25 protein-coding genes are annotated in these 22,512 nt (G+C 69.5%); 5 read left to right on the forward strand and 20 right to left on the reverse strand.

The features are described 5' to 3' along the window. The 6 genes from VFX99_RS03840 to infC all read right to left on the reverse strand — a co-directional run. Positions 1 to 669, reverse strand: a 669-nt coding sequence (locus VFX99_RS03840) for a transporter substrate-binding domain-containing protein (protein ID WP_329664996.1), incomplete at its 3' end; no start/stop codon positions are given. An 85-nt stretch (positions 670 to 754) separates the two neighbouring features. Continuing rightward, a complete protein-coding gene (locus VFX99_RS03845; RefSeq protein WP_329664997.1) occupies positions 755 to 1,552 on the reverse strand; it encodes an amino acid ABC transporter ATP-binding protein in 798 nt (265 codons plus the stop codon). An 82-nt stretch (positions 1,553 to 1,634) separates the two neighbouring features. Further along, positions 1,635 to 2,441, reverse strand: coding sequence for an RNA methyltransferase (locus tag VFX99_RS03850; protein WP_329664998.1), 807 nt, complete (start codon positions 2,439 to 2,441; stop codon positions 1,635 to 1,637). Between the two features lie 80 nt (positions 2,442 to 2,521). Then, the gene (rplT, locus tag VFX99_RS03855; RefSeq protein WP_329664999.1) at positions 2,522 to 2,905 is read right to left on the reverse strand and encodes a 50S ribosomal protein L20; all 384 of its coding nucleotides are present in this window, start codon (positions 2,903 to 2,905) and stop codon (positions 2,522 to 2,524) included. 30 nt (positions 2,906 to 2,935) lie between these two features. Continuing rightward, positions 2,936 to 3,130 carry a 50S ribosomal protein L35 gene (gene rpmI, locus VFX99_RS03860; RefSeq protein WP_091491544.1) on the reverse strand — a complete coding sequence of 65 codons (195 nt, stop codon included), beginning with the start codon at positions 3,128 to 3,130 and terminating at the stop codon, positions 2,936 to 2,938. Between the two features lie 72 nt (positions 3,131 to 3,202). Further along, positions 3,203 to 3,865, reverse strand: a complete 663-nt coding sequence (infC, locus tag VFX99_RS03865; RefSeq protein WP_329665000.1) for a translation initiation factor IF-3 — start codon at positions 3,863 to 3,865, stop codon at positions 3,203 to 3,205. A gap of 276 nt (positions 3,866 to 4,141) precedes the next feature. Here infC and VFX99_RS03870 point away from each other — a divergent pair, with 276 nt between their 5' ends. Further along, complete coding sequence (locus VFX99_RS03870; RefSeq protein WP_329665019.1) at positions 4,142 to 4,522, forward strand: DUF1844 domain-containing protein; 381 nt, start codon at positions 4,142 to 4,144, stop codon at positions 4,520 to 4,522. Positions 4,523 to 4,546: 24 nt separating this feature from the next. Here VFX99_RS03870 and VFX99_RS03875 read toward each other — a convergent pair whose 3' ends face one another. The 7 genes from VFX99_RS03875 to VFX99_RS03905 all read right to left on the reverse strand — a co-directional run bounded on the left by VFX99_RS03875 (position 4,547) and on the right by VFX99_RS03905 (position 10,283). Beyond that, positions 4,547 to 5,941, reverse strand: coding sequence for a pyridoxal phosphate-dependent decarboxylase family protein (locus VFX99_RS03875; protein ID WP_329665001.1), 1,395 nt, complete (start codon positions 5,939 to 5,941; stop codon positions 4,547 to 4,549). 81 nt (positions 5,942 to 6,022) lie between these two features. Next, the gene (locus VFX99_RS03880; protein WP_329665002.1) at positions 6,023 to 6,823 is read right to left on the reverse strand and encodes an SseB family protein; all 801 of its coding nucleotides are present in this window, start codon (positions 6,821 to 6,823) and stop codon (positions 6,023 to 6,025) included. After that, the gene (priA, locus tag VFX99_RS03885) at positions 6,807 to 7,553 is read right to left on the reverse strand and encodes a bifunctional 1-(5-phosphoribosyl)-5-((5-phosphoribosylamino)methylideneamino)imidazole-4-carboxamide isomerase/phosphoribosylanthranilate isomerase PriA (RefSeq protein ID WP_329665003.1); all 747 of its coding nucleotides are present in this window, start codon (positions 7,551 to 7,553) and stop codon (positions 6,807 to 6,809) included. The genes VFX99_RS03880 and priA overlap by 17 nt, the downstream gene beginning before the upstream one ends. Positions 7,554 to 7,607: 54 nt before the next feature. Then, complete coding sequence (gene hisH / locus VFX99_RS03890; RefSeq protein ID WP_329665004.1) at positions 7,608 to 8,258, reverse strand: imidazole glycerol phosphate synthase subunit HisH; 651 nt, start codon at positions 8,256 to 8,258, stop codon at positions 7,608 to 7,610. After that, positions 8,255 to 8,869, reverse strand: a complete 615-nt coding sequence (hisB, locus tag VFX99_RS03895; RefSeq protein ID WP_329665005.1) for an imidazoleglycerol-phosphate dehydratase HisB — start codon at positions 8,867 to 8,869, stop codon at positions 8,255 to 8,257. The genes hisH and hisB overlap by 4 nt, the downstream gene beginning before the upstream one ends. Continuing rightward, on the reverse strand, positions 8,866 to 9,960 hold the full coding sequence (locus tag VFX99_RS03900; RefSeq protein ID WP_414684313.1) for a histidinol-phosphate transaminase: 1,095 nt from the start codon (positions 9,958 to 9,960) through the stop codon (positions 8,866 to 8,868). Before VFX99_RS03900 ends, hisB begins: the two co-directional genes overlap by 4 nt. Before the next feature lie 47 nt (positions 9,961 to 10,007). After that, the gene (locus tag VFX99_RS03905) at positions 10,008 to 10,283 is read right to left on the reverse strand and encodes a LysM peptidoglycan-binding domain-containing protein (protein WP_329665007.1); all 276 of its coding nucleotides are present in this window, start codon (positions 10,281 to 10,283) and stop codon (positions 10,008 to 10,010) included. 335 nt (positions 10,284 to 10,618) lie between these two features. On the opposite strand from VFX99_RS03905, the gene lexA reads away from it, so the two are divergent. From lexA to VFX99_RS03920, 3 genes are all read left to right on the forward strand, one after another. Continuing rightward, positions 10,619 to 11,299: a transcriptional repressor LexA gene (lexA, locus tag VFX99_RS03910; protein ID WP_329665008.1), complete on the forward strand. Its 681-nt coding sequence runs from the start codon at positions 10,619 to 10,621 to the stop codon at positions 11,297 to 11,299. 87 nt (positions 11,300 to 11,386) lie between these two features. After that, positions 11,387 to 12,886, forward strand: coding sequence for a hypothetical protein (locus tag VFX99_RS03915; RefSeq protein ID WP_329665009.1), 1,500 nt, complete (start codon positions 11,387 to 11,389; stop codon positions 12,884 to 12,886). Between the two features lie 97 nt (positions 12,887 to 12,983). Next, entirely contained in the window at positions 12,984 to 14,888 is a 1,905-nt protein-coding gene (locus VFX99_RS03920; RefSeq protein ID WP_329665010.1) for a S9 family peptidase, read from the forward strand. Here VFX99_RS03920 and hflX read toward each other — a convergent pair. After that, a complete protein-coding gene (hflX, locus tag VFX99_RS03925) occupies positions 14,881 to 16,410 on the reverse strand; it encodes a GTPase HflX (protein ID WP_329665011.1) in 1,530 nt (509 codons plus the stop codon). The genes VFX99_RS03920 and hflX overlap by 8 nt on opposite strands. A gap of 67 nt (positions 16,411 to 16,477) precedes the next feature. On the opposite strand from hflX, the gene VFX99_RS03930 reads away from it, so the two are divergent. After that, positions 16,478 to 17,131 carry a class I SAM-dependent methyltransferase gene (locus VFX99_RS03930; RefSeq protein WP_329665012.1) on the forward strand — a complete coding sequence of 218 codons (654 nt, stop codon included), beginning with the start codon at positions 16,478 to 16,480 and terminating at the stop codon, positions 17,129 to 17,131. 2 nt (positions 17,132 to 17,133) lie between these two features. On the opposite strand, the gene dapF is transcribed toward VFX99_RS03930, so the two are convergent. From dapF to VFX99_RS03960, 6 genes are all read right to left on the reverse strand, one after another. Continuing rightward, positions 17,134 to 18,006: a diaminopimelate epimerase gene (gene dapF, locus VFX99_RS03935; RefSeq protein ID WP_329665013.1), complete on the reverse strand. Its 873-nt coding sequence runs from the start codon at positions 18,004 to 18,006 to the stop codon at positions 17,134 to 17,136. Positions 18,007 to 18,029: 23 nt separating this feature from the next. Then, on the reverse strand, positions 18,030 to 18,449 hold the full coding sequence (locus tag VFX99_RS03940; protein ID WP_329665014.1) for a GNAT family acetyltransferase: 420 nt from the start codon (positions 18,447 to 18,449) through the stop codon (positions 18,030 to 18,032). After that, a complete protein-coding gene (gene miaA / locus VFX99_RS03945) occupies positions 18,446 to 19,345 on the reverse strand; it encodes a tRNA (adenosine(37)-N6)-dimethylallyltransferase MiaA (protein WP_329665015.1) in 900 nt (299 codons plus the stop codon). The genes VFX99_RS03940 and miaA overlap by 4 nt, the downstream gene beginning before the upstream one ends. 23 nt (positions 19,346 to 19,368) lie before the next feature. Beyond that, complete coding sequence (gene miaB / locus VFX99_RS03950; protein ID WP_329665016.1) at positions 19,369 to 20,925, reverse strand: tRNA (N6-isopentenyl adenosine(37)-C2)-methylthiotransferase MiaB; 1,557 nt, start codon at positions 20,923 to 20,925, stop codon at positions 19,369 to 19,371. A gap of 45 nt (positions 20,926 to 20,970) precedes the next feature. Then, positions 20,971 to 21,849, reverse strand: a complete 879-nt coding sequence (locus VFX99_RS03955; protein ID WP_329665017.1) for an ABC transporter permease — start codon at positions 21,847 to 21,849, stop codon at positions 20,971 to 20,973. Beyond that, positions 21,846 to 22,512, reverse strand: a 667-nt coding sequence (locus VFX99_RS03960) for an ABC transporter ATP-binding protein (protein ID WP_329665018.1), incomplete at its 5' end; no start/stop codon positions are given. The genes VFX99_RS03955 and VFX99_RS03960, both read right to left, overlap by 4 nt.

A 22,512-nucleotide genomic window follows, 5' to 3' on the forward strand; every position in this document is an offset into this window, starting at 1 on the left:
GGGGTTCTGGTCGACCAGTCCTGCGAGGATCACGTTGTCGGTCGACACCGCCACGGCCTGACCGCTGCGCAGCGGCTCGAGGCAGTTGCTGTACGTGTCGGTCTCGATCACCTCGGCGCCGAGCTCCTTGAGGTTCGCCGCGGGGGTGGAGCCGGTGACGGAGCAGACGGGCTGGCCGACGAGGTCGTCTTCGCTCTCGATGTCCTCGTTGTCCGCCAGCACCAGGATCGACTGGCCCGCCATGTAGTACGGCCCGGCGAAGGAGACGACCTCCTTGCGCTTGTCGTTGATCGTGTAGGTGGCGATGACGATGTCGACTTCACCGTTCTGGATGAACGGCTCGCGGTTGGCCGAGACGGACTCGACCCATTCGATGTCGTCTTCGGCGATGCCGAGCTGGCCGGCGATGATCTTGCCGATCTCCACGTCGAAGCCTTCGGGGACGCCCGACGGTCCCACCAGACCGAACAGCGGCTGGTCGAACTTCGTGCCGATGGTGATGGTCCCGGCGTCGGCGAGGGCTGCCATCGTGGTGCCCTCCGCGAACGTGGGAGCGGGTTCCGGCGTCGCAGTCTCGCCGCCGGCTTCTCCGCCGCCCGACGCGCACCCGGAGAGCACGAGCGCTCCGGCTGCGGCCAGGGCGAGCAGGCTGAGTCGAGTTCTGTTCATGTCCTACCTGTCCTTTGCTGTGTGCAGGCCGCTTGTGACGGCCCTCCTTCAGTGGTCCTGGCCGCGGTGCAGCGGCCGAGGTGTGTCAGTGCTCGAGGATCTTCGACAGGAAATCCTGTGCTCTCTCGCTCTGCGGGTTGGTGAAGAACTGCTCGGGCGTCGCCTCCTCGACGATCGCCCCGTCCGCCATGAACAGCACACGGTCTGCTGCTTTGCGGGCGAATCCCATCTCGTGGGTGACGACGATCATGGTCATGCCGTCCTTGGCGAGACCGATCATGACGTCGAGAACCTCGTTGATCATCTCCGGGTCGAGCGCGCTGGTCGGCTCGTCCATCAGGATGAGCTTCGGATCCATTGCAAGCGACCGGGCGATCGCGACGCGCTGCTGCTGACCACCGGAGAGCTGCGCGGGCATCTTCTTGGCCTGGTTCGCGACACCGACGCGGTCCAGCAGCGCCATCGCCTTCTCATCGGCGTCCTTGCGCGACATCTTGCGCACCTTTATCGGGCCGAGCGTCACGTTCTCCAGGACCGTCTTGTGCGCGAAGAGATTGAACGACTGGAAGACCATTCCGACATCGGCGCGCAGCTTCGCGAGTCCCGCGCCCTCTTCGGGCAGGTCGACCCCGTCGATGGCGATCCTGCCCGAGTCGATGGTCTCGAGCCGGTTGATCGCGCGGCACAGCGTCGACTTGCCGGAACCCGATGGCCCGATGACCACGACGACCTCGCCGCGGTTGACCACCGTGTCGATGTCTCTGAGCACGTGCAGATCGCCGAAATGCTTGTCGACGTGCTCGATGACCACGAGCGGCTCACCGCGGCGGACGCTGATGTTCGAGGTCGTCGGCGCACTTGCGGGTGTGTCCGGTGTCGCCATGATGCTTACCCTAGGGGGCCGCCCTCGCCGGGCGGGAGACCCCCGCGCGAGCTTTACCGGACTGTAACAGGACGGGAATGCGTCAGTTCGGGCTGCCGGCCCGCTGCGCGAACGCCGTCTCATAAAGGCACACGCTGGCCGCCGTCGCCAGATTCAACGACTCCGCGCTGCCGTAGATCGGCAGCCGGAGGGAGATATCGGCCAGCGCGAGCGCGTCGTCGTCGAGCCCCCGCGCCTCGTTGCCGAACAGCCACGCGGTAGGCTCCGCCAGAAGCGAGCGCGACGCCAGGAAGTCCCCGCCGCCGATATCGGCCGCGACCACGCGCACGTCTGCCGCGTGCGCGCGCTCGCCGGCATCGGCCCGCTCAGCACCGACGGCGATCGGCAGGTGGACCAGCGAGCCGGTCGTGGCGCGCACGACCTTCGGGTTGTAGGGGTCGACGGTGCGGCCGGTGAGGATGACGGCATCCGCCCCGGCGGCGTCGGCGGCCCGGATGATCGTGCCGAGGTTTCCCGGGTCGCGCACCTCCTCGCAGATCGCGACGAGTCGGGGCGAAGCGGCGAACACGTCGCGGACGGATGTCGGCGTCTGGCGGGCGACCGCGACGATGCCCTGCGGCGTGACGGTGTCGGCCATCGCATCCAGGACGCCCTCGGTGGTGAAGACGACCTCGACTCCGGCGTCGCGCGCCGCATCCCGCAGGTCGATGTGCCGTTCGAGTGCGGAGGGCGTCGCGAAGACCTCGATGACCGTCTCGGGACGGTACGCGAGGGCCTCGCGCGCTGCCTGCGGACCCTCCAGCAGGAAGAGCCCGGTTTCTTGGCGCGCGCTGCGCTTGGTCAGCTTCGCGACGGCGCGAACGCGGGGCGAGCGCGGGTTCTCAAGCACAGGCTCAGCATAGAGCCGAGCGACACGCGGAACGGGGCGCCCTCCCGAAGGAGGACGCCCCGTTCGACGGGTGCCGTCGGTTACGCGGTCTTGGGCGCGTTGACGTCGGTGGGCAGCGCGCCCTTGGCGGTCGCGACCAGCGAGGCGAACGTCGCGGGCTCGTTGACCGCGAGCTCGGCGAGCATGCGGCGGTCGACCTGAACACCCGCGAGGCCGAGGCCCTGGATGAAGCGGTTGTACGTGAGTCCGTTCGCGCGCGATGCGGCGTTGATGCGCTGGATCCACAGGCGGCGGAAGTCGCCCTTGCGCTTGCGGCGGTCGCGGTACGCGTAGACGAGCGAGTGTGTGACCTGCTCCTTCGCCTTGCGGTACAGACGCGACCGCTGACCCCGGTACCCGGAGGCGCGCTCGAGGATGACCCGGCGCTTCTTGTGGGCGTTGACGGCCCGCTTGACTCTAGCCATTTCTCATGTTCCTAACGTGATTCGGCGCGCTCAGCGACCGAGAAGCTTCTTGGCCTGCTTGGTGTCGGCCTTCGACAGCACCTGGTCCTGGTTGAGGCGGCGCGTGCGCTTGCTCGCCTTGCCCTCGAGGTTGTGGCGCATGCCGGCCTGCTGCTTCATCAGCTTGCCGCTGCCGGTGATCTTGAAGCGCTTCTTGGCACCCGAGTGGGTCTTCTGCTTCGGCATCTCATCGTTCCTTTGTTGGTGTCGCCCGTCTGGGCGTCATTGTGTTTCCCGTTGGGCGGGAGTCTGCGGGGCCTATTCGGCGGGTGCCTCGGCGTCAGCCTCGGCGGAGTCGGAGGTCGGACCGCCGTGGGAGGCGCTGCGGGCGGCCTCCTTGTTCGCAGCGCGCTGCGCGTTCTGCTCGGTCTTGACCTCGGACTTGTTCTTGAACGGCGCGACGACCATCACCATGTTGCGGCCATCGATCGTGGGATTTGATTCCACGGTGCCGAACTCGGCCACGTCCTCCGCGAACTTGCGGAGGAGCCGCACACCCTGCTCGGGACGCGACTGCTCGCGACCGCGGAACAGGATCATGGCCTTCACCTTGTCGCCCGCTTTGAGGAACCCCTCCGCGCGCTTGAGTTTGGTGGTGTAGTCGTGCGCTTCGATCTTCAGACGGAACCGGACCTCTTTGAGGATGGTGTTCGCCTGGTTGCGTCGGGCCTCCTTGGCCTTCTGCGCTGCTTCGTACTTGAACTTCCCGTAGTCCATGATCTTGACGACGGGCGGCTTCGAGTTGGGAGCCACCTCGACCAGGTCGAGATCGGCATCCTGCGCCAGACGCAAGGCAACCTCGATGCGTACGACGCCGACCTGCTCTCCGTTCGGGCCGACGAGGCGGACCTCGGGCACGCGGATGCGGTCATTGGTGCGGGGATCGCTGATGCGGAACTCCTTCGTGCGGGTTACGGCCACCGCGACACGGGATGCATCGCGGGCGGAAGAGAGACTCGATTCCACCCGCACGACGCGCGAGCGCCTGCTTCTGCACCCGGTATCCACTGTGCGTGGCTACCCCGGCCGCAAGCGGACGGGGCGGAGTGCGTGACCCGGTAGCCTGGAGCGGCAAGCGCGGGTGGGATGTGATCCTCTTTCGTCCGAAGCAGAACGCTCCGGAGCCCGACATAGTCTAACAGAGAGTGGAACGTGGACACGATTCCGGGCAGCGACGACGATCTTCGGGCCGGGCAGATGGCGCGGGACTCCGAACGACAGGCGCGCTGGGAGGCGCAGGAGCGGGCCGCCTCGGCCGCCACGCGAGACATCGCCGACGTCCCCGCGGTCGAGGTGATCACCACTGCCGCCGTGCACCTGATGAGCGCCGCGGCCGTGAAGGTCGGTCTCGCCGACGACGCCGACGCAGACAGTCAGATCGATCTCGACGAAGCGCGCAAGCTCATCAACGCGCTCGCCGGGCTCATCACCGCCGGTGCCCCCGAGATCAGCGACATGCACGCCCGGTCGCTGCGCGACGGGCTGCGGTCGCTGCAGCTGGCGTTCCGTGAGGCATCCGTCATTCCCGATCCGATCGGCAAGGGCCCGGGCGAGAAGTGGACCGGACCGGTCACCTGACCGGACGGGTTGCGGGCGGCTCGGCTAGCGGCTGATCCCGATCGCCGCCGCGCCGCGCGCCACCGCGTCGACGGTCCGGCGGACGGCCTCCCCGTCGGTTCCGTGGTTGCTGACGGCGAAGCGGACGACGGCGCGCCCGCGCCACGACGATGAGGAAGCCCAGACGGTCCCTTCGGCGCGCAGCCACTCCCCCAGCGCCTGCGTGTCGGCGTCCTGGCGGGCGGCGAGGCACACCTGGGTGAAGACGACGTCGTTGAGCACCTCGAGCCCGGGAACGCTGCGGAACCCGTCGGCGAGTGCCTGCGCTGCGGACACCAGACCGTCGATGAGGTCGGCCACCCCGCGGCTGCCCAGCGAGCGCAGCGCCGCCCAGACCGGGACGCCGCGCGCGCGGCGCGACAGCTCCGGAACGTGATCGTACGGATCGGCGACGCTTGCGACGGCGGGCAGGTACGCCGCGTGCGCGCCGAGCGAGGCGGTCATCGCCGCCTCATCGCGGACGATGGCGACCCCGCAGTCGTACGGCACGTTCAGCGTCTTGTGTGCGTCCGTCCCCCAGGAGTCGGCATGCTCGAGGCCTGCCACGAGATGCCGATGGCGGGGGCTGGCGCCCGCCCACAGGCCGAAGGCGCCGTCCACGTGCACCCAGGCGCCGTGCAGATGAGCCACGTCGATGGCACGGGTGAAGTCGTCGAAGGCGCCGGAATGGACATCGCCCGCCTGGAGCGCGACGATCGTCGGACCGTCGTGGCCTTCCAACGCGGCGGTGAGCCCGTCGACGTCGATGCGACCCTGCTCGTCGGCCCCGACGGTCGTCGGGACGCCGAGGCCGGCGATGCGACCGGCCAGCACGGCGGACGTATGCACGGCGTCGCCGGCGAGGAAGCGGATGGCCGGAGCCCTCTGGATGCTGAGCGACGGGTCGTGGCCGCGCTCGCGCAGCACCGCGTCGCGCGCGACGAGAAGGGCCGTGATGTTGGCGCTGGTCGCTCCGGTCACGAATCCCACACCGCTCGCCGCAGGCAGGCCGAGCAGGTCGAGCAGCCACCCGGCCGCGACCTCTTCGACGGCCGCCGTCGCCGGCGTGGGCTGACGTGACCCGGTGTTCTGGTCCCAGGCCGAGACCAGCCAGTCAGCCGCCATCGCCGCGGGGTAGGTGCCCCCGATGACGAAGCCGTAGAACCGCGGCGATCCCATCGCCATCAGACCCGGCTCCGCCGCTTCGGCGAGTTCTTCGATCACGGCTGCAGGCGCCATCCCGGCTTCCGGCAGCCGCGGCGTGAGCCGGGCCAGGATGCCGTCTACGTCGAGATCGGGCCGGACCGGTCTGTCGCGGACCGACTCCACCCACGCGATCGCGTGATGGTGCGCCGCATCGAGCGCCTCACGGTAATCCTCGTCCGATGTGCCGCCGTTCATCGTGCGCCTCCCCGCTCGCGATCATGCGACAGCACGGCTTCGGCCGCAAGAGGCCCACCCGCACGACCCGCCGCAGATCCCTCAGGCGCGGACGAGCTTGACGGTCAGCGAATCGACCAGCACGGCGATGCGGTGGTCCGCCGCCCACCGCTTGGCGAGCCGCGCGAGCACGGCGTCGAGCTCCGACTGGTCCAGGCCGTGGATCAGGTCCAGTCGGACGACCAGCTCGGGACCCCTCAGCCGGGCGTCGAGGTCGCCGGGTTCGACCGCGAGGTCGAGGATGGCCAGTTCCCCGCCGACGCTCTCCTGCAGACCCGCGAACACTTCCGGCGAAGCGAAGCTCGGCTCCCACGGCAGGGACTGGGCAAGCGCCCACACGGCGGGACGTCGGAGCACGAACTCGGTGTCGGAGCCTGGATCGATGACGATCAGATCCGTGTCATCGGCGGATGCCGCGACCGCGGTTCGCACGCCGTCAGCCGGGACCGGCCGGGCCGCGGCATCCCACCGGCCCATCGAGGCGACCGACGTGAAGACCGGCAGTACACGCCGCCCGTCGGGAGCGGCCACCGTGACGATGGACAGCTCCTGCGTCTTGTCGATCGGAAGCCCATGGACGCCGGTCGAGTGCGCCGCCTCATCGGTGCCGTCGCCCTTCTGGGCGACGAGGGGGATCAGCAGCCGGGCGGTGCGATACGCCTCCACCACGGCCACCTGATCGGCTGTGCCGGCGCGGAAGGCGGTCAGGGCGGCGAGCAGACTCGGGTCGGCCGAGCCGTCATCCTGGGAATGGGGATTGGACTCGAAGCGGCGCCCCTCCCAAGGGACACCGGCGGAGTCGCCCGCGGAGGAGGAGTCGTGCGGATCAGTGTCCCGCGACATCCAGCGCCTCGGCGAGCGTGAAGGCGCCTGTGTAGAGGGCCTTTCCGACGATCGCGCCCTCGACGCCGAGCGGCACGAGATCGCGCAGCGCCGCGATGTCGTCCAGGCTGGACACTCCCCCCGATGCGACGACCGGCTTGGTCGTACGCGAGGTGATCTCACGAAGCAGTTCGAGGTTCGGCCCCCGCAGCGTTCCGTCCTTGGTGACATCGGTCACGACGTAGCGACTGCAGCCGGCCGCCTCGAGGCGCCCGAGCACGGCCCACAGGTCGCCCCCCTCCTGCGTCCAGCCGCGGGCGGCGAGGGTCGTGCCGCGCACGTCCAGCCCGACGGCGATGACGTCGCCGTACCGGCCGATGACGTCGGCCGCCCACTCCGGGTTCTCCAGAGCGGCGGTGCCCAGGTTGATCCGGGTGGCGCCGCTCTCGAGCGCGGTCTCCAGGCTGCGGTCGTCCCGGATCCCCCCCGAGACCTCCACCTGCACGCCACGGACCTGCTTGATCACCTTGCGGATGATCGAGGTGTTGCTGCCACGGCCGAACGCGGCGTCCAGATCCACGAGGTGGATCCAGTCGGCGCCCTGCTTCGCCCAATCGACTGCGGCGTCGACCGGGTCGCCGTAGTTCGTCTCGGTGCCGGCCTCCCCCTGAGTGAGGCGGACGGCCTTGCCGCCCGCGACGTCGACTGCCGGCAGCAGGATCAACTCGGGCATTGACGCGAAATCGTTCATAGCTCCTCGTGCGGTATGACGCGGAAGCGGGGGGCTCTCGCAGATGGCACGAGTTCAGAGGTTAGCCCCGCCGAGCCCGTCGATCCAATTGGACAGCAGGCGGATGCCGGCATCCCCCGACTTCTCGGGGTGGAACTGGGTCGCCGACAGGGGTCCGTTCTCGACGGCGGCGAGGAACGGCTGCCCGTAGGTGCACCACGTCAGGGCGGGCTGGGGGAACGGCGGCTGCACGTCCAGCAGCCACTGCTGCGCGGCGAAAGAGTGGACGAAGTAGAAGCGCTCGCTCTCGATGCCGCGGAACAGCCGGCTGTTCTCGCCCGGTTCGACGGTGTTCCAGCCCATGTGCGGCAGAACCGGCGCGTCGAGCTCGGTGACCACGCCGGGCCATTCGCCGAGGCCTTCGGTGTCGACCCCCCGCTCGACGCCGCGGTCGAAGAGCACCTGCATCCCGACGCAGATGCCCAGGACGGGGCGGCCACCGGCAAGCCGACGGTCGATGATCTCGTCGCCGCGGCTCGCCCGCAGCGCATCCATGACCGCGCGGAACGCCCCAACACCGGGAACGACGAGTCCCCGGGCGTCATCGATGAGTCCGCGGTCGGCCGTGAGCCTGGCGTCGGCGCCGGCCGCCGCCAGTGCCTTCACCGCGGAGTGCACGTTGCCCGAGCCGTAGTCCAGCACCGCGACCAAGGGCTTGTCGGTCACAGAGCGCCCTTCGTGCTCGGCACGCCGACCACCTGCGGGTCGAGCGCCTTCGCCTGGCGGAACGCACGCGCGAACGCCTTGTATTCGGCCTCTGCGATGTGGTGCGGATCGCGCCCCGCGAGCACCGTGACGTGGACGGTGAGAGCCGCGTGGAAGGCGATCGCCTCGAACGTGTGACGCACCAGCGAACCCGTGAAGTGTCCGCCGATCAGGTGGTGCTCGAAGCCGGCGGGCTCGCCGCTGTGCACGAGGTAGGGCCGGCCGCTGATGTCTACGACGGCCTGCGCCAGAGCCTCATCGAGCGGGACCAGGGCGTCGCCATAGCGGGAGATGCCCGTCTTGTCGCCCAGTGCCTCCCGGATCGCCTGGCCCAGGACGATCGCCACATCCTCGACGGTGTGGTGCGCGTCGATGTCCGTGTCGCCCGAGGCGCGGATCGTGAGATCGGTCAGCGAGTGCTTGGCGAAGGCGGTCAGAAGGTGGTCGAAGAACGGCACGGTGGTGTCGATGTGACTGCGGCCGGAACCGTCCAGGTCGAGTTCCAGCTCGACCGTCGACTCGCTCGTCGCGCGGCGCAGCGACGCCGTACGGGTGGCTCCGGGGCGGCTCATGACGCCGAGTCTAACGAGGCGAGCGCGTCGAGGAACGCGGTCGTCTCCTGCTCCGTGCCGGCCGTCACACGGAGGTGATGGGCGATGCCGACGTCGCGGATCAGCACCCCGCGGTCGTACAGCCCCTGCCAGGTGGCAGCCGAGTCGTCGACGCCGCCGAAGAGGACGAAGTTGGTCCACGACTCGTACGGCTCGTACCCGATCGCCTCCAGGGTCGCGGAGATCCGGTCGCGCTGATCGACGATCTCATCGACCATCCGCAGCATCGTCGCGGCGTGCCGCAGCGCCGCCGACGCGGCAGCCTGCGTCAACGAGCTCAGGTGGTAAGGCAGGCGGACGAGTCGCAAGGCGTCGACCAGCGCGGGATCGGCTGCAAGGTATCCGACTCGGGCGCCCGCGAACGCGAACGCCTTGCTCATCGTGCGCGAGACCACCATTCGCTCACGGCCGGGAAGGAGCGCGAGCGCCGAGCCCTCATCGCGGGGGGCGAATTCCTGATAAGCCTCGTCGACGACGACGATCCCGTCTGTGGCGTCGTACACGGCTTCGATGACCTCGAGTGTCATCGGCGTCCCGGTCGGATTGTTCGGCGCACAGAGGAAGACGACGTCCGGACCGGCCTCGGAGACCTGTGATGCCGCACTCTCGGCGTCGACCGAGAAATCCGCCGCGCGGGTGCCGCCACTCCACGTCGCACCTGTCGCCCGAGTCAGGAGGGGGTACATCGAGTAGGTGGGGGCGAAGCCGAATGCGGTGCGCCCAGGACCGCCGAAGGCCTGCAGGACGTGCTGGAGCACCTCGTTCGATCCGTTCGCGGCCCAGATCTGCTCGCGCGTCAGCCCGTAGCCGAGGTAGTCCGCGAAGCCCTCGCGCAACTCGGTGAACTCGCGGTCGGGGTACCGATTGACGTCGCGCAGCGCGAGGGCAACGGCGTCCAGGATGTCGTCCGCAACCTCCTGCGGGACCGGATGCGTGTTCTCGTTCACGTTCAGCGCGACGGGCAGAGCGGCCTGCGGCGCGCCGTAGGGCGTCATGCCGCGGAGGTGTTCGCGCAGGGGCAGATCGTCGAGGCGAGTGCTCATCCGTCCCATCGTAGATGCCGGGCGCGCGACCGTCCGGCTTGTGCAGGTCCGACCGTCTAGGGCGCGTGCGCGTACTCAGCGGGGATGGACAGGCGCTGACCCGCAGAGACGGTGACGCCCTCGAGCGCGTTCAGCCGCACGATCGCGTCGACGACGTCGCGCGGGTCGGCGCCGGGCGCGACCTGCTCGGCGATCGACCAGAGCGACTCGCCCGCCGTGACGGTGAGTGTGGTGAACGACCCGCTGGGAGCGTTCGCATCACGACTGGCGAGCGCGCTGCCTCCGCTGACCACGGCGACGCTCAGCGCCACCGCGGCGGGAAGCGCAGCCATTCCGGCAAGGATGCGGCGGCCGCGCGCTGTCATACGCAAGCGCGTCGAACGGGGTGCCGAGAAGCTGATCGCCGTCATGTCGTCCTCCTGGTGAACGGGGAGAGGTTCGCATCCACGGCTCGGCCGGGAGCAGTGGATGCGAATCTCTCTTCCGAATGTATCTTCGATAAAATAAGATGTCAACCGGGGGCGATCGGCCCGATCTTTCGAACGCGACACGCGGCGGTGCTGCGGGATCGATGGGCCTCTGCCGGATACGGTTTCGATGGGAACACCACACCACGGGCCTCCGACATTCGAAGACGGGTCCCACACGCGAGACAGGAGCGAGCACCATGACCGAGGTGAACGGACGCGAGAAACCCCAGACGCGCCGGCGCAGGAGCCTGAGCGACAAGCAGCTCGCGATCCTCGAGGTCATCCAGCGCTCGATCGCCCGTTACGGCTACCCGCCCAGCATGCGCGAGATCGGCGACGCCGTCGGCCTCAAGTCGCTCTCGAGCGTGACGCACCAGCTCAATCAACTCGAACTGAGCGGCTACCTGCGGCGCGATGCCGGCAAGACGCGGGCTATGGAGGTGCTGATCGACCTGCCCGGCTCGTCGACCGAGAACCCGGCCGACACCGCCCCCAGCGTGGGCGACGCGGCGATGGTCCCGCTCGTCGGCCGAATCGCCGCGGGCGTGCCGATCACCGCCGAGCAGCAGGTCGAGGAGATCTTCCCGCTCCCCCGTCAGCTCGTGGGCAAGGGGGACCTTTTCATGCTCAAGATCTCCGGCGAATCGATGATCGACGCGGCCATCTGCGACGGCGACTGGGTGGTCGTCCGCGCCCAGCCGGACGCGGAGAACGGCGACATCGTCGCCGCCATGCTGGACGGCGAGGCCACTGTCAAGACGTTCCGTCGCCGCGACGGCCACACCTGGCTTCTTCCCCGCAATTCGGCGTTCGAGCCGATCCTGGGCGATGAGGCCGTCGTGCTCGGCAAGATCGTCGCGGTGCTGCGCGCTGTCTGATCGCCGCCCCCAAGATCACCCGAATCGGATGGGACGCGCGCGAAGAGCGTGCGCCACAATGAGGACCATCCGCACCGAGGAGGCCTCATGTCCGCCAGCGATGTCGACGATCTGCAGGCACAGCTAACTGCGCTGCGCGCGGAGAACGAAGAGTTGAAGACGCGTGGCGCGGTCCCGCCCGACGAGATCGCGCCCGCTTCCCGGAACCGCGCGGGCTGGTGGCGCTCGCTGCTGTCAGCGATCTGCATCGTCGTCGCCACGATCCTCGTGCCGGTGTCGATCGTCGGCGCCTGGGCGCGGGTTCAGCTGGTAGACGAGGACGCGTTCGTCGCGTCGCTCGCGCCGCTCGTGGACGACCCCGCCGTGCAGACGATGATCATCGACGAGTCGATGGAGGCGATCAACGCGCAGGTCGACTTCCAGCAGATCACGGCCAACGTGTTCGACGGCGTCGCCGCGCTCGGCCTGCCTCCCCGGGCCGCCGACGCGCTGCAGCTCTTGGAGGCGCCTGCCGCGAACGGCCTCGAAAGCCTGGTGACCACGACCGTGACTCGCGTCGTCGAGTCGGATGCGTTCTCGGAGGTCTGGGCGACCGCCACTCGAGCGGCTCATCGCGCACTCGTCGGCGCTGCGACATCCGACGGGGGCGGGCTGGTGGTCCGCACCGACGAGGGCGTCGGAATCCAGCTGGGCGCCGTGGTGGAGCGCGTGAAGCAGAATCTCGTCGATCGCGGCCTCGGCGTCGCCGAGCTGATCCCGACGGTGGACCGGGTCGTCATCATCGGCGAAGGCGACAACCTGGCGGCGATCCGCACCGGCTACGCCCTCGCCACCACACTGGGATTCTGGCTGCCGTTCCTGACACTGGCTCTGTTCGCACTCGGCATCCTGATCGCCCGGCGCCGCAGCTCCGCCATCCTGGGGACCGGGCTCGGATTCCTGATCGGCGGTGGCTCGCTGGCAGCGACCCTCGCCATCGGGTCGGCCGCGATGGGACCGACGGCAGGCGCGCTGGGTCTCTCGCCCGACGCCCTGAACGTGGTCTACGAGCAGCTGGTCGGCAACATGACCCAGACGGCGCTCGTTCTGGCTCTGCTCGGACTGCTGATCGCGGTCCTGGGCTGGGTGATGGGCAGGTCCGGCGCGGCCCGGGGATTCCGGCGGACCGTCCGCGGCCTCAATGCATCCGCGCGGCGACAGCTCGCCGCGCGGGGTCTTCACACCGGCGCGTTCGGCACCTGGCTCGGCCGGCAGCGGGTGCTCGTCCGCTCGCTGGTCGCCGTGCTCGCGGTGCTCTGGCTGTTCGCTCTGCGGCCGCTGTCCGTCGGCGATGTGGTGCTCGTGCTGGTGGTGGCGTTCGGCGCGGCCTGGATCCTCGAGCTCCTCCAGAGCCGTCCCGACGAACTCGCCGCACTGCCGGACGCCGAGGTCGCGGCGCAGAGTACGGTCGTCGGTGCGAGAGCGACGCCCGCGCCCGCGCCGGGTGACGAATGGCCCACGCTGGAGCTCTCCCCCACTACCGGCGCGGAGACACCGGATGCCGCGACCGGTGGGGCCGCGGCATCCGAGCGTACGTCGCGCCCGTAGACGGTGGTGACCCGCGAAAGCGGCTTCACAGGCGCTGCAAGCACCTCGCAGCATTCCTCGGGTGTGGCGTCTCGCGTTTCGCCGTACCGTTGATTCCGTGAGCGAGACAGCCCCTTTCGGTGCCTGGCCGTCACCGCTTTCCGCGGAGATCGTGACGGCCGCGACGCCGCGCATCGAGGGCGCGCGTTTCGTGGGCTCCGAGCTCTGGTGGGGCGAGAGCGTCGCTGCGGAAGGCGGTCGGACGGCGGTGCGCCGTCGCGGCCCCGACGGCGAGGTGTTCGACGTCCTGCCGATCCCGTGGAACGCCCGTTCCCGAGTTCACGAGTACGGCGGCGGTGCGTGGACGACGACGGACGACGGCATCCTGCTGTTCGTGGAGAAGTCGGATCAGTGCGTGTGGGCACTCGAACCGGACGGCGCGCCGCGGGTGCTCACGCCCCCCGATCGGGGCATGCGGTTCGGCGGTCTCACCTGGCAGGGCGGGCAGCTGCTCGCGATCCGGGAGACCCACGACGGGTCCCCGACGCCGAGGCGTGACATCGTGCGCGTCGCCGTCGACGGCTCGGGCGTCACCTCGGTGGTCGACCAGAGCGACTTCCTGGCGCATCCGTCGCTGTCGCCCAGCGGTTCCCATCTCGCGTGGATCGCATGGAACCACCCCGACATGCCGTGGGATCGTTCCGAGCTGCGCGTCGGGCGGCTCGAAGGCGGTCTCGTCGTGGAATGGACCACCGTCGCCGGCGAGGACAGCGCTCCTCTGCAGCCCGTATGGATCGACGACGACGACCTCCTGTACGCCGACGATCCGACCGGCCGCTGGAACCTCTGGATCGAGCACCTGTCGGCGAACCTGGACCGGCACCCGGTCGCACCCGCTGATGCCGACACGGGCGGGCCGCTGTGGGTGCTCGGCACACGCTGGTTCGCGCGGCTCGAGGACGGCCGAGTCGTCGCGGTCCGCACGAACGGCGACGACGAAGTGGTCCTCATCGGTGAGGACCGCACCGCGCGTCCGCTCGGCCTCGCGCTCACCGGCGAGGTCAGCATCGAGGACTTCCGCGGTTCACGCGTGCTGCTCAGCGGGGCGACGCCGGGCTCCCCCGCCGGCTTGTGGATGGTCGATGTCAACCGGCCGGACGACGCCGTCCTCGTCCAAGGCGGGACGGTGCCGTGGGGGGCGGAGTGGACGCCGCGGGCGCGCGGAGTGAGCTTCGGCGGTCCGAGAGGCCCCGTGCACGCCTTCGACTTCCCGCCCACCAATCCAGGGGTCGCGGGTCCCGAGAACGAGCGGCCGCCCTATGTCGTGGCGGTGCACGGCGGTCCGACCGCGCACCGCGGCAGTGCGGCACCCGGGCGCACCGCGTACTTCACAAGCCGCGGGATCGGCGTGCTCGAGGTCAACTACGGCGGATCCAGCGGCTACGGGCGGGCGTACCGCGAGCGCCTGCGCGGGCAGTGGGGAGTCGTCGACGTCGAGGACGTGGCCGCGGCCGCGTCGGGCCTCGCGGCCACGGGTGCGGCTGACGGATCGCGCATCGCGATCGCGGGCGGGTCGGCGGGCGGGTGGACGGTGCTCGCGTGCGTGGCGCGAACGGATGCCTTCGCCGCCGGCATCTCGCGGTACGGGGTGGGCGACGCCCACGCGCTGGCCGCGGACTCGCACGATTTCGAGGCGCGCTACCTCGACGGCCTCATCGGCCCGCTGCCGGATGCAGAGCACCTGTACCGCGAGCGATCGCCCCTGACGCATGCGGAGCGGTTCCGCGTTCCGCTGCTGCTGCTGCAGGGCGCAGAGGACACCGTCGTTCCGCCCGCGCAGTCCGAGGCGATCCGCGACGCGCTCGCCGAGCACGGCATCCCGCATGCGTACGTGCTCTACGCGGGCGAGGGTCACGGATTCCGTCGTGCGGAGAACATCGTGCACGCGCTCGAGACGGAGCTGGCGTTCCTGGCCGCGGTCTTCGGCTTCCAGACGGACGTCCCGCCGCTGGCGCTCAGCTGAGCGGCTGGATCGCGAAGGGCGCCAGCTCAGCGGCGAGGCGCTCCGAGACGTGAGCGTGCAGCGCTGTGCCGCCCGCCTCGTGGGTCTGCGACACGATGTGCCCCGACTCGTGCGCCGCGGAGATCAGGTCGCCGCGGTCGTAGGGCACCAGCGCACGGACCTCGACGGCCGGCAGCGGAAGAGCCGCCTCGACCGCAGAGCGGAGTTCGTCGATCCCCTCGCCCGTGCGCGACGATGCGAACAGCGCTCGCGGCTCCAGGCCGCGCAGCACCAGGCGTGTGTCGTCGTCGACGAGGTCGACCTTGTTGAACACGACGATCTCGGTGATGTCGCGGGCGCCCACGTCGCCGATCACATCGCGCACGGTCTGCAGCTGAGCGGCCGGATCGGGGTGAGCCGCATCCACGACGTGCACGATGACGTCGGCGTCGCCCACCTCCTCGAGCGTCGAGCGGAACGCCTCGACCAGCTGGTGCGGCAGGTTGCGGACGAAGCCGACGGTGTCGGTGAGCGTGTAGACACGACCGTCGGATGCCGCGGCACGGCGCACCGTGGCGTCCAGCGTCGCGAACAGCGCGTTCTCGACCAGCACGCCGGCGCTGGTCAGCCGGTTCAGCAGGCTGGACTTGCCGGCGTTCGTGTAGCCGGCGATCGCGACGGACGGGATCGTGTGGCGCTTGCGCTCGGCGCGCTTGGCATCGCGTGCCGGAGCGAAGTCGCGGATCTGGCGGCGCAACACCGCCATCTTGGTACGGATGCGGCGTCGGTCGAGCTCGATCTTCGTCTCACCGGGTCCACGCGACCCCATGCCCGCCCCGCCGGCGCCGACCTGGCCACCGGCCTGCCGGCTCATCGAGTCTCCCCAGCCGCGCAGGCGCGGCAGCAGGTACTCGAGCTGCGCGAGTTCGACCTGCGCCTTGCCCTCGCGGCTCTTCGCATGCTGGCTGAAGATGTCCAGGATGACTGTGGTGCGGTCGATGACCTTCACCTTCACGACGTCCTCGAGAGCGCGCCGCTGGCTCGGTGCGAGCTCGGTGTCGGCGATCACGGTGTCCGCCCCGAGCGCGGCGACCAGGTCGCTCAGCTCCTGCGCCTTGCCTCGTCCGAGGTAGGTGGCCGGATCCGGGTGCGGTCTGCGCTGCAGCACGCCGTCGAGGACGATTGCGCCGGCCGTCTCCGCGAGAGCAGCCAACTCGCGCAGCGAATTCTCGGCATCCTCCTGCTCGCCCTGGGGATGCACGCCGACGATGACCACGTTCTCCAGACGGAGCTGTCGGTACTCGACCTCCGTGACGTCTTCGAGCTCGGTGGAGAGCCCGGGGACGCGCCGCAGCGCAGCGCGCTCCTCACGATCCCACTGCTCGCCGTCCGTGTCGGTGGACGTGACCGTCTTCGCGTCCTGCAGCGCTTGCGCGGCGCCGAACACACGCACGCCCGAGTGCGCTTCGGCACGCTCGAGCACCCGGGCCACCGGGTCGACCGGCGTCTCGTCCGTGCTCGTCGGGGTTGTCGTATCCGTCATGTCTTCCTTCCGGGATGCCCGTAAACTCTAACGCCGCCAAGCGGGGTGCCTCCGCTACGCTCGCAGGATGGGGGAGGACCACTACTTCAGCGCGTCACCCGCCAGTCCTGAGAATCTCCGCCGCATTCGCGTTCGCCTCGCGGGTTCCGACGTCGACGTGACGACAGCAGGCGGCGTGTTCAGTCCCGACCACATCGACGCGGGCACCGCCGTCCTGCTGGCGAGCACACCTCCCCCGCCGCGCGGCGGGAACCTGCTGGACCTGGGGTGCGGATGGGGCCCGATCGCGCTGTCACTTGCGATCGAATCGCCGCACGCGACGGTCTGGGCCGTCGACGTCAACGAGCGCGCCCTGGACCTCGTTCGGCGCAACGCCGAGGGACTCGGCATCCTCAATGTCAACGCGGTTCGCCCGGAGGATGTTCCCGCGGACGCCACGTTCCGCACGATCCGATCCAATCCGCCTATCCGCGTGGGCAAGCACGAGCTGCACGGCCTGCTCGAGCGATGGATCCCCCGGCTCGACGAGCGGTCGGATGCGTGGCTGGTCGTGCAGCGCAACCTCGGCTCCGATTCGCTGCAGCGGTGGCTGGCGGCATCCTTCACGCCCGGTTACAGCGTGCATCGCGCGGCCACGGGTCGTGGGTTCCGCGTGCTCAAGGTGCGCCGGCACGGCTCGCCCCAGACGAACGAGATCCCGTTGCCGGGCGCCGCGCCCTGAGCTCAGGCGAGGGCGACCTCGCCGGAGTACACCAGGGTCGCAGGGCCCGACAGCAGGACGTGCAGATCGCCTCGCACCCGCAGCATACGCACTCCCAGGGTGCCCCCGGGCACCTCGACCGTCCACCGGTCGGGAGCTGCCTGTCCCGCCCAATGGCGCACGGCCAGCGCCGCAGCCGCGACTCCCGTTCCGCAGCTGAGGGTCTCGCCGACGCCGCGCTCGAAAACGCGCATACGGATCGAGCCCACACCCTCCCGGACGAGCGGGTCGCTCGGCACGACGAATTCGACGTTCGCGCCGCGGGCGGGCTCCGGCTGGAGCTGCGGTCGTACGGTGAGGTCGAGGTCGTCCAGTTCTTCGGTGTTGGAAAGAGCGACGATGATGTGCGGATTGCCGACGTCGATCCCGAGGCCGGGCCGGGGTACGCCGAGACCGCGGGCACGGACGAGGACTTCGTCGGGCTCGACGCGCCAGGGGCCCAGATCCGCTTCGAAGCCGAGGTCGCTGCGCGTGACCGCCTTCGCGCCGGCGCGCGTGCCGATCAGCAGCGGTCCGCCGTCGAGCGACGACCACCCGGCGTCGGCCAGATAGCGGGCGAAGACCCGAATGCCGTTGCCGCACATCTCCGCCTTCGAGCCGTCGGCGTTGCGGTAGTCCATGAACCACTCCGCGCCTGCGGAAGCCGCGTCGGCACCCTCGTCGATCGCTGTGGAACGGACCACCCGGAGGATGCCGTCGCCGCCGATGCCGAACCGTCGATCGCACAGCACGGCCACCTGGTCGTCGGTGAGATCGAGCGCCCCATCGGCGTCGGGGATCACGACGAAGTCGTTCCCGGTGCCGTGACCTTTGGTGAACGGGACGGTCTGCGGCATGGGTCTCAAGTGTACGGGGACCTTCAGTCCGGGATGAGACGCTTGCCCGTCGTCGACGTGTCGAAGCGCTCGTATCCGAGCGAGTCGTAGAACCCGAGCACGGCGTCGTTGTCCGGGCGCACCATCAGCTGCACCTTGGGGCAGCCGAGTTCGAGGAGCGCGTCTTCGGCGGCGGTGACCAGCGAGCGGCCGATGCCCTCACCGCGCCGCTGAGGATCGGACGCCAGGTAGTAGAGCCATCCGCGGTGCCCGTCGTAGCCGGCCATCACGGTGCCGACGATGTCGTGTCCGTCGACGGCGACGAGGAACAGCTCGGGCTGCACGGTGAGCTTGCGCTGGATGTCGAGGTGCGGGTTGTTCCACGACCGCGTCACTCCGGTGGCCTGCCAGAGTGCGATGACGGACTCGGTGTCTCTCAGGGCGAAGGCGCGAATGCTTGTCATGAGACCAGTATCCGGTCGATCACGTGCTGATCTTCCGTGTGCGACCACACCACGCCGGGGTAGCGCTTGAACCACGACACCTGCCGCCGCGCGTACCGGCGGGTGAGAGCCTGCGTCTCGGCGATCGCGTCGGACTGGCTCTGCACCCCGCGCAGCTGCGCCAGCGCCTGCGCGTAGCCGATTGCGCGGCGTGCGGTGACACCACGCTCCAGGCCTCGCGCCTGCAGGGTTCGGACCTCGTCCAAGAGCCCGTCCGCCCACATCCGCTCCACCCGCGCGTCCAGTCGCGCGACGAGCTCGTCGCGCGGAGTCGTCAGCCCGGTGATGACGGTGCGCTGCCAGGGCACCGGCTCTTCCGGAAGAGCGGCGCCATGGGTCCGCTCACCCTGCGCGAGCACTTCGAGCGCTCGGACGATCCGCCGTCCGTTCCGCGCGTCGACTCTCACGGCTGTTTCCGGATCGGCAGCGCGGAGACGCTCGTACAGGATGCCGGGACCGTCCCGCTCCAGTTCGGCCTCCAGCTCGGCCCGCAGCGCCTCGTCGCGCGGTGGGAATCGGAAGTCGAACAGCACGCTCGATACGTACAGGCCGGACCCCCCGACGAGTATCGCGTCCGCCCCGCGGCTGTGGATCTCGGTCACCGCGGTGCGGGCCGCTGCCTGGTACCAGGCGACGGCCGCGTCATCGGTGACCTCGAGCACGTCCAGGAGGTGATGACGGATGCCGCGCCGCTCGGTCGCCGGGAGCTTCGCCGTTCCGATGTCCATTCCCCGGTACAGCTGCATCGCGTCGGCGTTCACGATCTCGGCGTGGCGTCCGCGCGCGGCCAGCGCCTCGGCGAGATCCAGCGAGACACCCGACTTGCCGGTGCCCGTCGCCCCGACGACGGCATACAACCGTGGAGGGTCGGCGGAGCCGATCACACCCCGACGCGCAGGGTGGGCAGCCCCAGAGAGACCGCCCGCGGTGCGGAGCCCGTCGAAAGGCTGGCGGAGTCGGTCGGAATCGCGCACGACTCGGCCTGCGTGCGATCCCAGGCGTCGCCGGCGCGGGTCCGGCGGATCTGCAGAGGCGAACCGTCGGTGTCGGCCAGCAAGTGGAAGGGCGCCGCGTGGGTGATCGTCACCGAGACGACGTCTCCTGGCCGGGGAACGTCGCTGCCGGCCGGAACCTCGAAGTGGATCAGACGGTTGTCTTCGGCGCGCCCGGTCAGTCGATGGGTCTCGGCATCCTTCTTGCCTTCGCCCATGGACACGAGCACCTCGACCCGGCGCCCGAGCTGAGCGTGGTTCTCCTCGAGCGAGATGCGCTCCTGGAGCGCGAGGAGCCGGTTGTAGCGCTCCTGCACGACGGCCTTGGGAACCTGGTCGGGCATCGTCGCCGCGGGCGTGCCCTCGCGGATCGAGTACTGGAACGTGAAGGCACTCGAGAATCGCGACTGCTCGACCACCCGCATCGTCTCTCCGAAGTCCTCATCGGTCTCGCCGGGGAAGCCGACGATGATGTCGGTCGTGATCGCGGCGTCGGGAATACGATCCCGCACCCGGTCGAGGATGCCGAGGAACTTCTCACTGCGATAGGAGCGGCGCATCGCGCGTAGGACGCGGTCGCTGCCGGACTGGAGGGGCATGTGCAGCTGAGGCATGACTGCGGGGGTATCCGCCATGGCGTCGATGACGTCGTCGGTGAAGGCGGCGGGATGCGGGCTGGTGAAGCGGATGCGCTCGAGCCCTTCGATCTCGCCCGCTGCGCGCAGGAGCTTGCCGAACGCCGAACGGTCGCCGAACTCGACCCCGTAGGAGTTCACGTTCTGTCCGAGCAGGGTCACTTCGATCGCACCGTCGTCGACGAGCAGACGGATCTCGTTGAGGATGTCGCCGGGTCGGCGATCCTTCTCCTTGCCGCGGAGGCTCGGGACGATGCAGAACGTGCAGGTGTTGTTGCAGCCGACCGAGATCGACACCCAGCCGCTGTAGACGCTGTCGCGCTTCGTGGGCAGCGTCGAGGGGAAGATCTCGAGCGACTCGAGGATCTCGAGTTCAGCCTCGCCGTTGTGCCGCGCCCGCTCCAGCAGGCTGGGCAGCGAGCCCATGTTGTGGGTGCCGAACACGACGTCCACCCATGGTGCCTTGTCCAGCACGGCCTGCTTGTCCATCTGCGCCATGCAGCCGCCGACGGCGATCTGCATCCCGTACTTGCGGCGCTTCACCGAAGCGAGATGACCGAGCGTGCCGTAGAGCTTGCCGGCGGCGTTGTCGCGCACCGCGCACGTGTTGATGATCACGACATCGGCTTCTTCGCCATGGCCCGCGGGAAGGTAACCGGCGCTCTCGAGCGACCCGGACAGGCGCTCGGAATCGTGGACGTTCATCTGGCAGCCGAACGTGCGCACCTCGTAGGTGCGGACACGCCCGTCAGCCGCGAGAGCCGCGCGCGATGGCGCGATCGTCGTCGGCTCTGAGGACGGTGTGGTCATGATGGGTGCCATTCTACGAGGCCCGTCTGGACAGCCGGTTCGCGATCAGCGGATGCGGCCGCGGATGCGAACGGCGGACAGGACCGTGCACACGACCGTGATGCCCACCAGGAGCGCGACGACGAACCAGACCGGCACGGGCCACTCGCCAATGCTGAGATCGATCCCGTAGAAGGCGCGAAGTGTCTCGTCCGCGCCGGGCGCGTCTGCCGTGATTACCGCGAGCGTTCCATCCGAGAACTCGCGACGCATCAGCATCCCGGCCTGCGCGAACGGCAGGGCCGCGACCACGGATGCGACGGCATCCGGGAAGGCTCCGATCGGGATGTAGGCGGCGGCGATGAAGCCGAGCACGGTGCCGACGATCGTCGCCAGCCCCGAGAAGGCACCGTTGGTGCGCACGAACGACACGATGAGCGCCGAGATCGATGTGAACGCGATGCACGAGAGCACCACGACGACGACGATCCGCGCGATCGCGGGGAGGGGCAGCCATGTCCCGCGCACGAGGCCGAGGTACAGGATGCTGATCGCAAGTACCAGGAACGACAGGACGACGGCGACGACCACGGCGGACAGCAGGTAGCCCAGCACCAGCTGCCCCCGACGCAACGGGGCGACGAGGAAGTCTCGGAACCGTCCGGACTGGTCGTCGTCGACCAGCACCGCCAATGCTCCCAGTCCGGTCGTGACGGTCGTGATCAGCACGATGCCGGCGAACATCCAGCTGTCGACGTACGCCTGGACCCCTTCCGCCGTCGCCCCGGGCAGGGACTCCGCGAGGTCGGTGGTCTGGAGATTTCCGAGGAACAGGGTGTACAGCCCGAACAGGATGACCGCGCCCAGCAGCGAGAAGAACACGTTGAGGGCGTCGCGGAAGAAGATGCGCAGGTTCCGCCCGACGAGAGCGAGGACCACGCTCATGTGGCGCCCACCTCCGCGGCGGACCGCCCGGTCAGCGCAAGGAACACGTCATCCATGCGTCCGTGGCGGAACTCGAAGTCGCGGACTCCGTCGCCATGATCGGCCAGGAGCCGCCGGGCGACGTCGGCTCCTGGGACGCCGATGATGACAGCGTCGCCCTCGCGCACAGGATCTGCGCCCGCCCAGCGGGCGAGAGCGCTCAATCCGTCAGGATCGTCGGTCGTCACGGTGAGCACGCTGCGGCTGTACATCGCACGCAGGCTGGCCGGTGTGTCGTCTGCGATGATGCGCCCGTCGTCGATGATGCAGACTCGCGCCGCCTCCTCCGTCTCCTCGAGGTAGTGCGTGGTGAGGAAGACAGTGAGGTCGCCGTCGGTGCTGAGTTCGTGCAGCGTGGTCCAGACCAGCGCGCGACTGGCCGGGTCGAGTCCTGCCGTCGGCTCGTCGAGGAACAGCACCGCCGGTTCGTGGAGCAGGGCGCGGGCGATGTCGACCCGTCTTCGCTGCCCGCCCGACAGCTTTCCGTAGCGCCTGTCCAGGAACTCTTCGAGACCGATCAGGCCGGCGACCTGCGCGATCTTCGCGTCGAGCGACGCCTTCGAGACGCGTGAGAGCCGCCCGCGGAGGCGGAGGTTCTCCCGCACGGTGAGGAGAGGGTCCAGG

The sequence above is a fragment of the Microbacterium sp. genome (assembly GCF_036277215.1).
GTDB lineage: Bacteria > Actinomycetota > Actinomycetes > Actinomycetales > Microbacteriaceae > Microbacterium.

Bases quoted from the DNA above. Each gene is read 5' to 3' on its own strand.
- VFX99_RS03845 (WP_329664997.1), bottom strand. From the start codon at position 1,552: ATGGCGACACCGGACACACCCGCAAGTGCGCCGACGACCTCGAACATC.
- rplT (WP_329664999.1), bottom strand. From the start codon at position 2,905: ATGGCTAGAGTCAAGCGGGCCGTCAACGCCCACAAGAAGCGCCGGGTC.
- rpmI (WP_091491544.1), bottom strand. From the start codon at position 3,130: ATGCCGAAGCAGAAGACCCACTCGGGTGCCAAGAAGCGCTTCAAGATC.
- VFX99_RS03870 (WP_329665019.1), top strand. From the start codon at position 4,142: ATGGCGCGGGACTCCGAACGACAGGCGCGCTGGGAGGCGCAGGAGCGG.
- VFX99_RS03875 (WP_329665001.1), bottom strand. From the start codon at position 5,941: ATGAACGGCGGCACATCGGACGAGGATTACCGTGAGGCGCTCGATGCG.
- VFX99_RS03880 (WP_329665002.1), bottom strand. From the start codon at position 6,823: ATGTCGCGGGACACTGATCCGCACGACTCCTCCTCCGCGGGCGACTCC.
- priA (WP_329665003.1), bottom strand. From the start codon at position 7,553: ATGAACGATTTCGCGTCAATGCCCGAGTTGATCCTGCTGCCGGCAGTC.
- hisB (WP_329665005.1), bottom strand. From the start codon at position 8,869: ATGAGCCGCCCCGGAGCCACCCGTACGGCGTCGCTGCGCCGCGCGACG.
- VFX99_RS03900 (WP_414684313.1), bottom strand. From the start codon at position 9,960: ATGGGACGGATGAGCACTCGCCTCGACGATCTGCCCCTGCGCGAACAC.
- VFX99_RS03905 (WP_329665007.1), bottom strand. From the start codon at position 10,283: ATGGCTGCGCTTCCCGCCGCGGTGGCGCTGAGCGTCGCCGTGGTCAGC.
- lexA (WP_329665008.1), top strand. From the start codon at position 10,619: ATGACCGAGGTGAACGGACGCGAGAAACCCCAGACGCGCCGGCGCAGG.
- VFX99_RS03915 (WP_329665009.1), top strand. From the start codon at position 11,387: ATGTCCGCCAGCGATGTCGACGATCTGCAGGCACAGCTAACTGCGCTG.
- hflX (WP_329665011.1), bottom strand. From the start codon at position 16,410: ATGACGGATACGACAACCCCGACGAGCACGGACGAGACGCCGGTCGAC.
- VFX99_RS03930 (WP_329665012.1), top strand. From the start codon at position 16,478: ATGGGGGAGGACCACTACTTCAGCGCGTCACCCGCCAGTCCTGAGAAT.
- dapF (WP_329665013.1), bottom strand. From the start codon at position 18,006: ATGCCGCAGACCGTCCCGTTCACCAAAGGTCACGGCACCGGGAACGAC.
- VFX99_RS03940 (WP_329665014.1), bottom strand. From the start codon at position 18,449: ATGACAAGCATTCGCGCCTTCGCCCTGAGAGACACCGAGTCCGTCATC.
- miaB (WP_329665016.1), bottom strand. From the start codon at position 20,925: ATGACCACACCGTCCTCAGAGCCGACGACGATCGCGCCATCGCGCGCG.
- VFX99_RS03955 (WP_329665017.1), bottom strand. From the start codon at position 21,849: ATGAGCGTGGTCCTCGCTCTCGTCGGGCGGAACCTGCGCATCTTCTTC.